Source organism: Mycobacterium sp. NGS15, from assembly GCF_059813245.1.
The window spans coordinates 63,185-77,590 of record NZ_JCALEF010000004.1; the positions used below are offsets into that span (position 1 = coordinate 63,185).

14 protein-coding genes are annotated in these 14,406 nt (G+C 64.8%); 7 read left to right on the forward strand and 7 right to left on the reverse strand.

Going from position 1 to position 14,406, the window contains the following annotated elements; all coding sequences use genetic code 11:
- Positions 1-1,023, reverse strand: coding sequence for a YlbL family protein (locus AC5Y5C_RS11410; RefSeq protein ID WP_499972028.1), 1,023 nt, complete (start codon positions 1,021-1,023; stop codon positions 1-3).
- Between the two features lie 61 nt (positions 1,024-1,084).
- On the opposite strand from AC5Y5C_RS11410, the gene AC5Y5C_RS11415 reads away from it, so the two are divergent.
- The 6 genes from AC5Y5C_RS11415 to AC5Y5C_RS11440 all read left to right on the forward strand — a co-directional run bounded on the left by AC5Y5C_RS11415 (position 1,085) and on the right by AC5Y5C_RS11440 (position 8,104).
- Positions 1,085-1,501, forward strand: a complete 417-nt coding sequence (locus tag AC5Y5C_RS11415; protein WP_499972030.1) for a thiol-disulfide oxidoreductase DCC family protein — start codon at positions 1,085-1,087, stop codon at positions 1,499-1,501.
- 79 nt (positions 1,502-1,580) lie between these two features.
- On the forward strand, positions 1,581-2,939 hold the full coding sequence (locus tag AC5Y5C_RS11420) for a zinc-dependent metalloprotease (RefSeq protein ID WP_499972033.1): 1,359 nt from the start codon (positions 1,581-1,583) through the stop codon (positions 2,937-2,939).
- A gap of 87 nt (positions 2,940-3,026) precedes the next feature.
- Entirely contained in the window at positions 3,027-3,905 is an 879-nt protein-coding gene (locus AC5Y5C_RS11425) for a hypothetical protein (RefSeq protein ID WP_499972034.1), read from the forward strand.
- 49 nt (positions 3,906-3,954) lie between these two features.
- The gene (locus tag AC5Y5C_RS11430) at positions 3,955-5,304 is read left to right on the forward strand and encodes an ABC1 kinase family protein (protein ID WP_499972037.1); all 1,350 of its coding nucleotides are present in this window, start codon (positions 3,955-3,957) and stop codon (positions 5,302-5,304) included.
- A 56-nt stretch (positions 5,305-5,360) separates the two neighbouring features.
- Complete coding sequence (locus AC5Y5C_RS11435; protein ID WP_499972039.1) at positions 5,361-6,692, forward strand: ABC1 kinase family protein; 1,332 nt, start codon at positions 5,361-5,363, stop codon at positions 6,690-6,692.
- A 62-nt stretch (positions 6,693-6,754) separates the two neighbouring features.
- Positions 6,755-8,104 (forward strand): ABC1 kinase family protein, encoded by a 1,350-nt coding sequence (locus AC5Y5C_RS11440; protein WP_499972042.1) that lies wholly within the window; start codon positions 6,755-6,757, stop codon positions 8,102-8,104.
- 76 nt (positions 8,105-8,180) lie between these two features.
- Here the strand turns inward: AC5Y5C_RS11440 and AC5Y5C_RS11445 are convergent, their stop codons facing one another.
- From AC5Y5C_RS11445 to AC5Y5C_RS11460, 4 genes are all read right to left on the reverse strand, one after another.
- Entirely contained in the window at positions 8,181-8,465 is a 285-nt protein-coding gene (locus AC5Y5C_RS11445; RefSeq protein ID WP_499972046.1) for a WhiB family transcriptional regulator, read from the reverse strand.
- Between the two features lie 168 nt (positions 8,466-8,633).
- Entirely contained in the window at positions 8,634-8,840 is a 207-nt protein-coding gene (locus AC5Y5C_RS11450) for a hypothetical protein (RefSeq protein WP_499972050.1), read from the reverse strand.
- Between the two features lie 192 nt (positions 8,841-9,032).
- Positions 9,033-9,857 carry a dienelactone hydrolase family protein gene (locus tag AC5Y5C_RS11455; protein ID WP_499972052.1) on the reverse strand — a complete coding sequence of 275 codons (825 nt, stop codon included), beginning with the start codon at positions 9,855-9,857 and terminating at the stop codon, positions 9,033-9,035.
- Between the two features lie 54 nt (positions 9,858-9,911).
- On the reverse strand, positions 9,912-11,981 hold the full coding sequence (locus AC5Y5C_RS11460) for an ATP-dependent DNA helicase UvrD2 (protein WP_499972054.1): 2,070 nt from the start codon (positions 11,979-11,981) through the stop codon (positions 9,912-9,914).
- Positions 11,982-12,079: 98 nt separating this feature from the next.
- Here AC5Y5C_RS11460 and AC5Y5C_RS11465 point away from each other — a divergent pair, with 98 nt between their 5' ends.
- Positions 12,080-12,352: a mycoredoxin gene (locus AC5Y5C_RS11465; protein ID WP_499972056.1), complete on the forward strand. Its 273-nt coding sequence runs from the start codon at positions 12,080-12,082 to the stop codon at positions 12,350-12,352.
- Positions 12,353-12,367: 15 nt separating this feature from the next.
- On the opposite strand, the gene nudC is transcribed toward AC5Y5C_RS11465, so the two are convergent.
- Together nudC and AC5Y5C_RS11475 are read right to left on the reverse strand one after the other, a co-directional pair.
- Positions 12,368-13,273: an NAD(+) diphosphatase gene (gene nudC / locus AC5Y5C_RS11470; RefSeq protein WP_499972058.1), complete on the reverse strand. Its 906-nt coding sequence runs from the start codon at positions 13,271-13,273 to the stop codon at positions 12,368-12,370.
- A 1-nt stretch (position 13,274) separates the two neighbouring features.
- Positions 13,275-14,360, reverse strand: coding sequence for a potassium channel family protein (locus tag AC5Y5C_RS11475; protein ID WP_499972062.1), 1,086 nt, complete (start codon positions 14,358-14,360; stop codon positions 13,275-13,277).
- Positions 14,361-14,406 lie beyond the last annotated feature (46 nt).

The window sequence follows — 14,406 nt, forward strand, 5'->3', positions numbered from 1 at the left end:
CTAACAACTGGGCGCTTGATCACCGCGATTGAGGGCACGGAGTCCATCCACCGCTTCGGTCAATGTGCCGACCTTGACCAGGGTGAGCCCCTGCCCGCCGTCCGTCTTCGCCTCGGCGCAGTTGGCCGCGGGCACTAGGAACACCGTCGCTCCAGCATCTTTGGCGGCCAACATCTTGTGCGTGATCCCACCGATCGGCCCCACCTTGCCCTCGGCATCGATGGTTCCTGTTCCGGCGACGAACTTTCCGCCGTCGAGCTCATCGGGGGTCAGCTTGTCGATCACCGCGAGGCTGAACATCAGCCCGGCCGATGGCCCACCGATATTGGCCAGATTGAAATCGATGGTGAACGGCGCCCACGGTGCCTGCACCACGCCGACCCCCAAGAACCCGTAGTCACGATCCTTGTTCTTGCCGAGCGTGATCGTCACCGTGCCGTTAGGGGAATTCTTGCGCTTGTAATCGAGAGTCACCACGTCACCCGGCTTGGTCGCCTTGAGTGCTCCGGTGAACTCCTCAAGCGTTGCAACCGGGCGCCCATTCACGGCGGTGACCGCATCGTTCTCCTGCAGCTTGCCCTTGGACGGTCCGTCCTCGCTGATGGTCAGAACAGTGACGGCCGTCGGGTATTTGAGATACCCGAGCGCCGCGAACTCGGCGCTCTCCTCTGACTTCTTGAACTCGAGGTCGTTCTCCTTGTCCACCTGATCCTTGGACCGGTTAGGCGGATACACCACATCGCGCGGTACCAACTGCTCACGACCGCTAGCCCACAGCCGCAACGCATCGGCCAGGGTCAGCCCGTCGCGCTGGGAAACCGTCGTCATGTTGAGGTGACCAGAAACCGGGTCTACCTTGGTGCCCTTGATGTCGACGACCTCCTTGCCCTCGACTTGACCGAGGGTGTTGAAGGTGGGGCCCGGGCCCAGGGATACGAACGGCACGGTGATCACCGACATCAACAACGCAAAGGCAATGATCGGGACCAGCGCGACCAGCAGCGTCGCTACGCGGCGATTCATGCCTGCACCCTATGGCAAGGCCTGATCAGCACCCCGCCGGTAGTCTCGTGGTGGAGGTTCGATGAACGAGCATGCCCCCGTCCTGCTGTACGACGGCATCTGCGCCCTGTGCAACGGTGCGGTGAAGAAGATCCTGCGCGACGACAAGGTCGGGACAATGCGGTTCGCCGCGCTCGACAGCGAGTATGGCGATCAGGTGATCGCGCGGCACCCCGAACTTGTCGGCGTCGATTCCTTCGTGATCGTCGACAATCCGGGCGAGCCCGTCGAACGAATTCACATCCGGTCCGACGGAGTGCTCCGCATCATGGAGTACCTGGGCGGTACCCGGCGAGCCGCCCTCATCGCACGGCTGGTCCCGCGTCCGATCCGCGATGCGCTCTACCGGGTGGTGGCACGCACCCGGTACCGGATATTCGGCCGGTACGACACCTGCCCGGTACCCCCGCCCGAGGTTCGTGCACGCTTCCTGGCCTGATCCGCGCCACAAGCAGCGCGTTCCGCAAATTACGCCGTCAGCGTGATCCGGTCGTCTCTACCAGCGGTACCGTGGAGATATGGCCGACCTCCCCTTTGGATTCGCTTCTGGCGACGACCCCGACCGTGAGCGGGGCGACGGCGCGCGACCGGGGCCCGGCTCGGGCGGAGACCCGTTCGGCTTCGGATCCGGTGGATTCAATCCTGCCGATCTCGGCCAGATCTTCACCCAGTTGGGCCAGATGTTCAGCGGCGCTGCCGCCGGCGCCACCAGCGGTGAGCCCGCGGGTGCGGTCAACTACGACATCGCCCGGCAGCTCGCCTCAAGCTCAATCGGTTTCATCGCGCCCATCACCGAGAGCACGGCATCGGCCATCGCCGATGCCGTGCACCTGGCCGACACCTGGCTGGACGGGGCCACTGCCTTGCCCGCCGGTACCACCCGCACTGCGGCCTGGACCGCGACGGACTGGGTGGACAACACGCTGGAAAACTGGAAGCGGCTCGTCGATCCTGTGGCCGAACAGATCTCGGGTATGTGGGCGGCGAGTCTGCCGGAAGAGGCACAGAGCATGGCTGGTCCGCTGCTGGGCATGATGACCCAGATGGGCGGCATGGCCTTCGGATCGCAGCTCGGCCAGGCCCTCGGACAACTGTCCCGTGAGGTGTTGACCTCCACCGATATCGGCTTGCCGTTGGGCCCCAAGGGCACCGCGGCCCTGCTCCCAGCCGCCATCGAAGCGTTCTCGGAGGGCCTCGAGCAGTCCAAGAGCGAAATCATGACCTTCTTGGCCGCGCGGGAAGCCGCGCATCACCGCTTGTTCAGTGGCGTCGGCTGGCTGACCATCCGGCTGATGGACACCGTCGAGCAATACGCCAAGGGCATTTCGATTGACATGAGCGCCATCGAGGAGGCTGCGCGCGGCTTCAACCCCGCCTCGCTCGGCGATCCGTCCGATATGGAACAGATTCTGTCCCAAGGCATTTTCGAGCCGAAGACCACACCGCAGCAGGTGCAGGCCCTGGAGCGCCTCGAAACCCTGCTCGCTCTGATCGAGGGCTGGGTGCAGACCGTGGTGACCGACGCGCTCGGCGAACGCATCCCGGCAACCGCCGCCCTCAGCGAGACGTTGCGACGCCGCCGTGCGACGGGCGGCCCGGCCGAGCAGACCTTCAGCACCCTGGTGGGCCTGGAGCTGCGGCCGCGCAAGCTACGCGAGGCCGCGGATCTCTGGCGCAAGCTCACCGACGCCGTCGGCACGGACAAGCGCGACGCGATCTGGGCACATCCTGATCTGATCCCCGACGCCGGCGACCTGGACAACCCCGCCGCATTTATCGATCGCATCATCGGCGGCGGCGACGCGGTGGACGACGCCATCGCGCAGATCGAGAAGCTCGATCCGGGGAGCCCCGAACAAAACCGAGAAGACGGATAAATCTGGCGCCCGCCCATTCGGCGCTGGTCAGCGACCGAATCGGGCTGTGGATAAAAGGCTTTCGCCCGCCTGCCGAACGCACACGATGTGTCACAGTGGGTCATGTCCAGCGAGCCGACGTTCACCCTCGACCCGGCGCGCCCGGTGCTGCCGCGGCCGGACGACGGGGTTCAGATCGGATGGATGCCGTGTCATGCCGTGATCGTGCACCCCTCGACGACTGCGCCGGCCACCGCGGTGCGCCAGCTGCTGAGCTCGCTGACGGACGAACTCACCTGGAGCCAGATTCTTAACCTTCAGTGCGTCAAGGACTTTCACGATGCAGAGGACATTCGCTCACTGCTGGACGAGCTGGTGGACGCCGGTGCGGTGATCCGCAGAACCCGATCCGTCGCGGCCGCATCGCCGGTGATCCGGCTCGTCGGCCGCGGTCCTCTTTCGGATGCCCTCGCCGAAGCGCTCCGGCATACTTCGGCGCGCATCCAGCGCTCAACCCAGCCGACTCACGGAAAGTCCTGGGACCACGTGGATTTGGCGGTACTCGCCGATGATCTGATTGCCGATACCCGCTTGCTGCGGATGCTTACCGACGCGGAGGTACCTCACCTATCCGTCCGCGCGCGCGATGGCACCGGACTCATCGGGCCCATGGTTCTGCCCGGCATCACCAGTTGCCTGGAATGCGCGGACCGTCATCGGCATGACCGTGATGAGCAGTGGCCCGCGGTCGCCGCCCAACTCACCGGAACCGTCGGCGTCGCGGCGCCCGCCACGGTCCTGGGCACGGTGGCGGTGGCACTGGCACAGATCGATCGGGTGTTAGCGGCCATCCGCGGACAGGCACCGGGACCGCTGGCCACACTCAACGCGACACTCGAACTCGACCTGTCCACACACGCGTTGACCGCCCGACATTGGACCGCACACCCGCTGTGCCGATGTGGCGCCTACTTCGCCGGAAATTGACGAAGACCCACTTTTTGTTAACTTCATCACGAGCGGGCATGATGTGCGCATGGCAGAGATCCGTCGTGGCCGCGCCGCGCGCGCCGCAAAACTCGCATCGCTTCCGGCCGGTATCGCGGGCCGCGCCGCCCTCGGTGTGGGGAAGCGGATCGCCGGGAAATCCAAGGACGAAGTGAACGCCGAACTCGTGGAGAAGGCGGCCGAACAGCTGTTCCAAGTTCTCGGGGAACTCAAGGGCGCGGCTATGAAGATCGGTCAGATGCTCTCGGTGATGGAGGCCGCGATTCCTCCCGAGTTCGGGGAGCCCTATCGGGAAGCACTGACCAAGCTGCAGAGCGATGCCCCGCCGCTGCCTGCCGACAAGGTCCATCGCGTCCTCGATGCCCAGCTCGGCACGAAGTGGCGTGAGCGCTTCCAATCATTCGACGACAAGCCCGTCGCCTCAGCCAGCATCGGCCAGGTGCACAAGGCCATCTGGAAGGACGGCCGCGCCGTCGCGGTCAAGGTGCAGTACCCGGGCGCCGACGATGCCGTCCGCTCGGACCTCAAGACCATTCAGCGTCTCTCGTCCCTGTTCAAGCAGGTGGCGCCCGGTGCCGATATCAAGGCCATCGTCGACGAACTCATCGAGCGCACCGAGGAAGAACTCGACTACCGCATCGAGGCCACCAACCAGCGCACCTTCGCCAAGGCCTTCAAGGACGACCCGGAGTTCTACGTCCCGTCGGTCGTGGCCTCCTCCCCCAAGGTGATCATCACCGAGTGGATGCAGGGCCGGAAGCTCTCGGAGATCATCGCCAAGGGCACCGAGGAAGAGCGCAGCAATTGCGCGCACTTTCTCCTTGAGTTCAGCATCAGCTCGCCATACCGGTGCGGACTTCTGCATGCCGACACCCACCCGGGAAACTTCATGCTGCTGGAGGACGGCCGCTTCGGCATCATGGACTTCGGCGCCTGCGCCGCGCACGAGGGTGGCCTCCCTGCCGGCTTCGGACCGATCCTGCGTCTCGCCCGCGACGAGAAGTGGGAAGAGCTGACAGAGGTGCTCCGTTCGGAGGGCTTCATCCCGCCGAGCGCGACCTCCGTCTCTCATGAGGAGGTCAACTCCTACCTTGAGCCGTACATCGAGCCGCTCAACCACGAGACATTCCACTTCAGCCGCAAGTGGCTGCAACGGCTCACCGCCAAGGCCACCGATTTCCGCAGCGACGAGTTCCTCGAGTCGTTCAAAACCAGTCGGCAGATGAACCTGCCGCCCAACTACCTCATGTTCTTCCGGGTACTCGGCGGCCTCATCGGCATCGCCGCGCAGCTCGATGCCCCGGTGGATTACGCGGCCATCGTCGACAAGTGGGTGCCGGGATTCCACGAGGACAGCAAGACACCCGCCGCCACCTAAGCGAGAAGACAACCTGCGTTGTCAGACTCGCCCGGTCCTCCGGCATGATGTAACGCATGGCTGAGATCCGTCGTGGCCGCGCCGCGCGCGCCGCAAAACTCGCATCCCTGCCGGCCGGTATCGCCGGTCGCGCCGCCCTGGGCGTGGGGAAACGTCTCACCGGCAAGTCCAAGGACGAAGTCAACGCCGAGATGATGGAGAAGGCGGCCGAACAGCTGTTCCAGGTGCTCGGGGAACTCAAGGGCGCGGCCATGAAGCTCGGACAGGCCCTGTCGGTGTTCGAAGCCGCGATTCCCCCGGCCTTCGCCGAACCCTTCCGCGACGCCTTGACGAAGCTGCAGAGCGATGCCCCGCCGTTGCCTGCCGACAAGGTCCATCGGGTTCTCGATGCCCAGCTCGGCACGAAGTGGCGTGAGCGCTTCCAATCATTCGACGACAAGCCCGTCGCCTCAGCCAGCATCGGCCAGGTGCACAAGGCCATCTGGAGCGATGGCCGCGCCGTCGCGGTCAAGGTGCAGTACCCGGGCGCCGACGATGCCGTCCGCTCCGATCTCAAGACCATGCAGCGGCTGGCATCGCTGTTCAAACAGATCGTGCCCGGGGCGGACGTCAAAAGCATCATCGACGAACTCATCGAACGCACCGAGGAAGAACTCGACTACCGCATCGAGGCCACCAACCAGCGCACCTTCGCCAAGGCCTTCAAAGACGACCCCGAGTTCTACGTGTCGCCGGTCGTCGCCTCTGCGCCCAAGGTCGTCATCAGTGAGTGGATGCAGGGCCGCAAGCTCTCCGAAATCATCAGCGGGGGAACAGAAGACGAGCGCAACGAATGCGGGCGCCTGTTGTTGAAATTCACCGTCAGCTCTCCCTACCGGTGCGGACTGCTGCACGCCGACACCCACCCGGGAAACTTCATGCTGCTGCCGGACGGGCGCCTCGGCGTGATGGACTTCGGCGCCGTCGCCACCCATGAAGGCGGGTTTCCTCCCAACCTGGGACCCATCTGGCGTCTGGAGCGGGACGGGGTCTGGGATGAGCTCATCCCCCTGATGCGCGAGGAGGGCTTCATTCCGCCGCGTACCGACGTATCACCGGATGAGATCGACGAGTACCTCAAGCCGTTCATCGACCCGCTGAAGTCCGACGAGTTCCACTTCACCCGGACGTGGATGCAGCGGGTGGCCGCCAAATCCAGCGACGTGCGCGGTGCGCAGTTCCAGACCGGCCGGCATCTGGACCTGCCGCCCGTCTACCTGATGATGTTCCGGGTGCTCGGCAGCCTGTCCGGCATTCTGGCGCAGCTCGACGCGACGGTCCCGTATGCCCGCATCATTGGCGACTGGGTTCCCGGTTTCCGCGAGGACGAGCCCGTCGCCGCCAGCTAGCAACAGCTAGCATTCCGTGAAGACGTGAGGCAACGACGCCACACTGAACGATATGAGGTGACATGGCAGATATTCGCCGCGGCGGACTCAGCCGAATGACCAAACTGGCAAGCCTGCCGGCAGGTATGGCCGGTCGCGCGGTCCTCGGAGTTGGCAAACGGTTGACCGGGTCCTCCGCGGACGAGGTCAACGCCGAACTCCTGGAGAAGGCGGCCGACGAGCTGTTCAACGTGCTCGGCGAGCTCAAGGGCGGCGCCATGAAGGTGGGCCAGGCTCTGTCGGTGATGGAGGCGGCGATACCGCCACAGTTCGCCGATCCGTTCCGTGAGGCCCTGGTCAAACTACAGAGCGAGGCCCCGCCGCTGCCCGTGGCGAAGGTGCACCGCGTGCTCGACGCCCAGCTCGGCACCAAATGGCGCGAACGCTTCCAATCCTTCGACGACACACCCGTGGCCTCCGCGAGCATCGGTCAGGTGCACAAGGGAATCTGGAAGGACGGCCGCGAGGTGGCCGTCAAGATCCAATACCCCGGCGCCGACGACGCGCTGCGCGCAGATCTCAAGCTGATCCAGCGGATGACACCGCTGGCCAAACAGATTGCGCCCAAAGCAGATATCGATAGGTTGGTGGCCGAGATCAGCGACCGCATCGAGGCCGAACTGGACTACCGCCAGGAGGCGTCCAACCAGCGCGCATTCGCCAAGGCCTTCGCCGACGATCCGAAATTCTCTGTGCCGGCGGTGGTCGCCAGCGCGCCCAAGGTGCTCATCGCCGAATGGATGGAGGGCCGCCGGCTCTCGAAGATCATCTCCGAGGGCACTCGTGAGGAACGGGACTCCGCCGGCGCCCTGATGCTCGAATTCACGGTGAAGTCGCCGGAAACAGTGGGTCTGGTGCACGCCGACCCCCACCCGGGCAATTTCATGCTGTTGCCCGACGGACGTTTCGGCATCATCGATTTCGGCGCGGTCTCCGAACACCCCGGCGGGATTCCGCCGGAATTCGGTGAGGTGCTGTGCTGGGCCCGAGATGAGCAGTGGGAGCAGGTGATCCGGCTCATCAAGCAGCTCGGATTCATGCCGCCGGAGGTCCAATTGTCCGGGAACCAAGTGATGGACTACATCAGGCCGCTATGGCCCTATGTCGATCCGCTGCGCTCAGGCGAATTCCATTTCACACGTGAGTGGTTCCAGCAGGCCGCGGTCGCATCGACCGATCTCCTGGACGAGGGATTCACCGAACGATTCAAGCTGGCGCGCCAAATGACGGTGCCGCCCGGCTACGTCATGCTGCTGCGCACGCTGGGCGGCATGATCGGAGTCCTCGTGCAGCTGGGTGCGCATGTGAACTACGCGGCAATCGCCGAGGAATGGATGCCGGGGTTCTTCGAACCCAACGCGAAATCGGCCTGATAACAATGCTCCCCACCGCCACATGGCGATGGGGAGCATTGCTTGGCGGGCCCGACGACAGTCCCGACATGCGCGGTCATGCCGCGGCGGGATCTGCTGCCGGCAGCGGGCTCTTGCGGGGGCGACCACGCGGACGCTTACGCGCCACGATGGCACCCTGCTCGAAAATCTCGCCACCCCACACACCCCAGGGCTCTGCGCGGTCCAGCGCAGCGGCCAGGCACTGCGACCGGATCGGGCAGTCCGCACATAGCGTCTTAGCCCGCTCCAGGTCTGCGGGGCTCTCCGCGAACCACAGGTCCGCGTCCGCAACATGGCACGGCAGGGTACGCCTTCGGGCCTCCGTTTCGACGGTCATCATGTGTCCGTTCACCTGCTTCCTCTTCGGTTCCTGGTAAAACTGCTGGTCTCGTATCGGTGTCGTATCGATCGAGATCCGGAACCACGTCTGAGGTTGAGGCTCAAACAAAAGTGGCCACGGATCCCGGTGGTGTCGGGTCCGTGGCCTGGGAGGCGGTTGTGGGGCTACCTAGATGTATCCCCTGTTCACGGACGCGACATTCGCGGCTGCTGCGACGACGGCGCGGTGCTTAATGCCGGCGGCCGACATGCTCTGGGCCGCCGGCTTGGCAGCGGCGACATGCGTCGGGAGCGACGGCGGAGCGATCGGCAATACGACAAAGGCACCATGGGCATCACGCCACAAGGTGTCGCCGTAATTGGTGGGTGTGTTCATCGCTCCTCCTTCCGTCTACTCGTGCGTGAACAGGTCTGGATTTGAATTCTCACGAATTCCTGACGCCCAGAGTAAAAGGTCATCTATCGGTTGACAAGTTATTTTTGACCTGCGGCGATACTTCAAGACCAGTTTTGTCGAACTGGCATCTTTCCCGCGATCGGCGTGCTCACTCGGCGATCGACAAATGCCCTATGCGCCAGTGAGTAATCGGGATCGGAACAAGTCCAACACCTGATCGAGGGCCGCGCGCGTGGGCTGACCGGGCTCATCGATGAGATGCTCGGTGACCACCGAATGCGGCGGCATGAGCGAATGGGGATTCGCGGCCTCACCCGGCAGTTCGATGGCGATGAATCCGTCGCCCAGCTCTTCCTTGAGGAACTCAAACCGCTCGGCCGGAACCAGTTTGTCGGTGGTGAAACGCATGCCGAGCACCTTGAGCCCGTCGTGCTGGCAGCGCTGCTTGACCTTGTCCAGGTCTGCCGCAGAGATATCGATGTTGCGCCGCGCCCTCTTGCTGAGCCCGAACGGCAGTGATGGCTGTGATAGCACGGGCGCGAGCAGACGGTCGTCCGCAGCCATGGCGAGCGCGTACCCCCCGGTGAAACACATACCGATGGCGCCCACGCCGGGACCGCCATTGCGCTCATGCTCGTTCTGGGCAAGTGCGCGCAGCCACGTCACCACCGGCGAGCTCTTCCCCGTCGCCAGCACCGTGAATTCACGGCTCACACAGCCGCGGAACATTGACGACAACCCATATGTGGCAGTACGCAACCAGCCGTCGGCCTTCGGATCCACGCTCTGGCCAGGATTCCCGAACAGGTGCGGCATGACTGCGGTGCAACCGATATCGGCCACCTTGCGTGCGAAATTTGCGACCTTGGGGCTGATTCCGGGCATCTCGGCGATCACGATCACCGCCGGTCCACTGCCCTTTCTCAACACGATCTTGGTCTCACCCTCATGGGTGAAGGTGCCTGCTTCGAAATCGCGGAGGTCATCGTCGGCCATGGGGCGAGCCTAGGACGAGATCACGATCCGCGCTAGACACGTGTTGAATAAAGATTACGAGGATCTGGCGCGTACCAAACGCAGCACGTCGGGTCCATATTGCTCCAACTTGCGCGCACCGATCCCGGGAATGGCGACCAGGGCGGCGTCGTCACCGGGAAGCAGTTCCGCGATGGCGATCAGGGTGTTATCGGTGAAGACCACGAATGCCGGTACCTTCATCTCCTTGGCCGTCTTGAGTCGCCAATCCTTCAGTGCGACAAGGAGTTCCTCGTCAATATCGGACGGGCAGCTCTCACAGCGCCGCAGCAGCACCGCCGCCGGAGTGTTGAGTGCCGCATTGCAGATTCGGCAGCGTGCGCCACTACCCCGGCGCCGCGGTGCCACCGCAGCGGAAACTTGCGCGGTGGGAGCGACACCATTGAGGAATCGTGAATGCTTACGCGTCTTGCGGCCGCCCGCAGCCCGCGCGAGCGCCCAGCTCAGATTCACATGGACACGCGCGCGCGTGATCCCGACGTAGAGCAGGCGCCGCTCCTCCTCAACCGGTTCGATGTCCCCGGCGCGCGACAAGGCGTGCGAAATGGGCAACGTGCCGTCGGCCAGTCCCACCAGGAACACCGCGTCCCATTCCAGCCCCTTCGCTGCATGCAGCGAGGCAAGGGTCACGCCCTGCACCGTCGGTGGGTGGCGCGCCTCGGCCCGCACCCGGAGCTCGCGAACGAGCCCTGGCAGATCCAGCTCCGGCAGGCGCGCGCATTCCTCCTCGGCGAGCTCGACGAGTGCCTGTAGCGATCCCCACCGTTCGCGGGCCTGGGTGCCGTGCGGTTCCTCGGCAGACAATCCCAGGGGTTCCAGAATGTCCTGAACCTGCTGCGGCACAGGAATATCTGCACTTTCGCGACCCGCCGCACGTTGCAGGGCCACCAGCGCCTGACGCACCTCTTGCCGGGTGAAGAACCCCTCGCCGCCGCGCACCTGGAACGGCACGCCAGCCTCGGTAAGCGCCCCCTCGTACACCTCCGATTGCGCATTGATCCGGTAGAGCACCGCGATCTCCGATGCCGGAGTTCCCGATTCAATCAGTGCAGCAATGGATTTCGCGACCGATTTAGCCTCTGCCGCCTCGTCGTCGTGCTCGGAGAATCTGGGGGCGGGGCCTTCCGGCCGCTGGCCGATAAGTTGCAGCTTGCTGCCCGCAACGCGCCCTTGCGCGGCCGCAATCACCCGGTTAGCGAGCGAAACCACCTGCGGGGTCGAGCGATAGTCACGTTCGAGACGAACCACCGTCGCATCGGGGAACCGGCGGGAGAAGCCGAGCAGATATTGCGGGGTGGCCCCGGTGAAGGAATAGATGGTCTGGTTGGCGTCGCCCACGACGGTCAGGTCGTCGCGGGGACCGAGCCACGCATCGAGCACCCGCTGCTGCAGCGGCGTGACGTCCTGGTATTCGTCGACCACGAAACAGCGGTAGCGGTCCCGGAATTCCTCGGCGACAGATGCCGAGTTCTCGATGGCGGCCGCGGTATGTAGCAGCAGGTCATCGAAATCGAGCAGGGTGGACCCATCAGGCCGGGCCTTGAGTTTCTCGTAGCCTGCGTAGACCTTGGCGACCTGTTCGGGCGGGACCGGCGTATCGCGCGTGAATTTCGCCGCGGCGGCCGGATAGTCCTCGGGGCTGATCAAAGAGGCCTTGGCCCACTCGATTTCACCGGCGAGGTCGCGCACGGTGTCGGTGGTGGTGCTCAGTTTGGCGCGGTTCGCCGCTTGGGCGACGATGGTGAACTTGCTATCGATCAGCTCCCAGTGTGTGTCGCCGACCAGCTGCGGCCAGAAGTACCGCAGCTGCCGCAGACCCGCGGCGTGGAACGTGACGGCCTGTGCGGATCCGACACCGAGGTCACGCAGCCGTCCGCGCATCTCACCGGCTGCCCGCTGGGTGAAGGTGACCGCGAGGATCTGACCGGGAGCGACATGACCGGATTCGACCAGGTGCGCGATGCGATGGGTAATGGTGCGTGTCTTGCCGGTTCCCGCTCCGGCGAGCACACAGACGGGGCCGCGCGGTGCCGTGACAGCGGCGCGCTGCTCATCGTCAAGACCATCGAGGAGGGAACGCGCCACCGGGCCATCTTCGCAGCAACCGCCGACAACACCGGCCGCTGGCCCCGATCTCGGCATTGAGACATCTCACATACCCCAACGGAACACCCCAGCGCGGTATGACGTTGAATGCCTACGTGACTACAGCGAGCGACTCCAGTCTCATCATGTACTCCACCACCTGGTGCGGCTATTGCCGTCGACTCGAGACGCAGCTCAAGGCCGCGGGTATCGATTACACCAAGGTCGACATCGAACAGGACCCCGCCGCAGCCGACTACGTCGCGAACGTCAACGGCGGGAACCAGACCGTGCCAACGGTGAAGTTCCCGGACGGCAGCGCACTGACCAATCCGTCGCTGGCGCAGGTGAAGGCCAAGCTCGGCGTGTAGTCCGGGCCGCCAGGGTCAGGCGTAGACCCAGGACTCGATGATCTCCCGGGCGATGGAGATCGACCCGGGCAGCATGAGCCGGGAGTCGGACGCCGTGGTCCAATCCCCCGCCTCCAGTGCGGCCTTCACCTCGTCGCGCGTGAACCAGTCGGCCTCGGCGATTTCTCCGTCGTTGAAAGAGAACGGCTGCGACGGGTCGCCAACGGCGTGGAAGCCCAGCATGATCGATCGCGGGAACGGCCACGGCTGGCTGCCCAAGTACTGCACATCGGTGACGGTGAGGCCCACTTCCTCGGCGATCTCACGGGCCACACATGCCTCCAGCGATTCACCCGCCTCGACGAATCCGGCCAGCAGCGAGAACATCCGCTCGGGCCAGAACTTCTGACGGCCAAGCACCGCACGATCACCGCCGTCGTGCACCAGGCAGATGACGGCCGGATCGGTACGCGGAAATTCTTCCTGGCCGGTGGTCGAGTTCACCCGAACCCAACCGCCCTTGGCCGGGGTGGTGGGCGATCCGTCGACGGGGCTGTAGCCGGCGCTGTCGTGCCAGGCGAGCATCGCCATCGCCGTGGCCAGTAGGGCGGCGCTGGTGTCGTCGAACAACTCACCGGAGCGACGCAGATCCAGTAGCGGAGCGCTGCCGTCCTCCAGTTCGGCGCGCACCGCCCACACGTGGCGGCCCCCCGGAATGCGTCCCAGGAACACGGCGTGCTCCGGCGGACCGTCGCCGACACGCGCCGCGTCTTCGAGTACCACCTGCCCGTCAACGATGTTCACGCGTCCGCGGATATCCAGCGTGATCAGTCCCGCCTCTGCCCAGCCCTTGACCAATTCCTCGGGATTGGAACGCAGTTCGTCGGCCCGATCGAGCCCAACGCGCGAGAGCAGGGGAACATTGCGAAGACGGAAGGTCATGTCAGGCTCCGGCGTTGCGGACGTACAAGAGACGATCTGAGGCCTCGATGGAATCAACCTCGGGCGCATCCACCCGGTGCAGAGTGCCATCACGCACCACACCTAGGACGATGTCCGAGAGATGACGCGGTGAACCGCCGACCTCGCTGCGCTCCACCTCGCGTTCGGCGATCGCGAACCCCGCCTCGGGGGTCAACAGGTCCTCGATCATCTCGACGACGCGCGGTGTCGAGGTGGCGATGCCCAGGAGCCGTCCCGCCGTTTCCGAGGACACCACCACCGAGTCGGCGCCCGACTGGCGCAGCAGGTGAACGTTCTCGGCCTCGCGGATCGCGGCGACGATCTTGGCGTTGGGGGCCAGTTCACGTGCGGTCAGCGTGACCAGCACCGAAGTGTCGTCCCGATTGGCGGCCACGATGATCGACTTTGCGTGCTGCACACCCGCGAGCCGCAGCACATCCGATTTGGTGGCGCTTCCGCGCACGGTCACCAAGTCTGAGGCGGCCGCGGCATCCAGGGCCAACTGATCTTCATCGACGACCACGATCTCGGCCGGGGTGGCGCCATCGGAGAGCATCGCCTGAACGGCGGTCTTCCCCTTGGTGCCGTATCCGACGACAACGGTGTGGTTGCGCACGCGGGCCCTCCATCGCTGGATCTTCAGTGCTTGACGCGAACGTTCGGTGAGTGCTTCCACCGTGGTGCCGACCAGAACAATCAGGAACAGCAGCCGCAGCGGTGTGATCACGAGGATGTTCACCAGCCGCGCGCCCTCGGTGTACGGGGTGATATCGCCGTAGCCGGTGGTGGAGAGCGAGACGGTGGCGTAGTAGAAGCAATCCAGGAAGCTGAGCGGATCGCTCTCTTCCGGGGTGGATGCGACGTCCCGGTAGCCGCTGCGATCCGCGTACACCACCAATACGGCGGCGAAGAGCGTGCCCACCGCGATGAGGATGCGTTTTCCGATGGCCAGCCACGGGCTGGCCGCATTTTCGGGGATACGCAGAACACCGACGAGAGCGTGGTCTGGCTGTGCGGTCAGCGCCTGATCGATGCCACGAAACCGCTGGCGGAACTTACCGGCCATGGATGAGCCATTTGCGCGAGGACCACCGGATCTGGCCGCATCGCAT

Coding starts and splice junctions, on each gene's coding strand:
- AC5Y5C_RS11410 (WP_499972028.1), bottom strand. CDS start 1,023: ATGAATCGCCGCGTAGCGACGCTGCTGGTCGCGCTGGTCCCGATCATT.
- AC5Y5C_RS11415 (WP_499972030.1), top strand. CDS start 1,085: ATGAACGAGCATGCCCCCGTCCTGCTGTACGACGGCATCTGCGCCCTG.
- AC5Y5C_RS11420 (WP_499972033.1), top strand. CDS start 1,581: ATGGCCGACCTCCCCTTTGGATTCGCTTCTGGCGACGACCCCGACCGT.
- AC5Y5C_RS11430 (WP_499972037.1), top strand. CDS start 3,955: ATGGCAGAGATCCGTCGTGGCCGCGCCGCGCGCGCCGCAAAACTCGCA.
- AC5Y5C_RS11435 (WP_499972039.1), top strand. CDS start 5,361: ATGGCTGAGATCCGTCGTGGCCGCGCCGCGCGCGCCGCAAAACTCGCA.
- AC5Y5C_RS11440 (WP_499972042.1), top strand. CDS start 6,755: ATGGCAGATATTCGCCGCGGCGGACTCAGCCGAATGACCAAACTGGCA.
- AC5Y5C_RS11445 (WP_499972046.1), bottom strand. CDS start 8,465: ATGATGACCGTCGAAACGGAGGCCCGAAGGCGTACCCTGCCGTGCCAT.
- AC5Y5C_RS11450 (WP_499972050.1), bottom strand. CDS start 8,840: ATGAACACACCCACCAATTACGGCGACACCTTGTGGCGTGATGCCCAT.
- AC5Y5C_RS11455 (WP_499972052.1), bottom strand. CDS start 9,857: ATGGCCGACGATGACCTCCGCGATTTCGAAGCAGGCACCTTCACCCAT.
- AC5Y5C_RS11465 (WP_499972056.1), top strand. CDS start 12,080: ATGACGTTGAATGCCTACGTGACTACAGCGAGCGACTCCAGTCTCATC.
- nudC (WP_499972058.1), bottom strand. CDS start 13,273: ATGACCTTCCGTCTTCGCAATGTTCCCCTGCTCTCGCGCGTTGGGCTC.
- AC5Y5C_RS11475 (WP_499972062.1), bottom strand. CDS start 14,360: ATGGCCGGTAAGTTCCGCCAGCGGTTTCGTGGCATCGATCAGGCGCTG.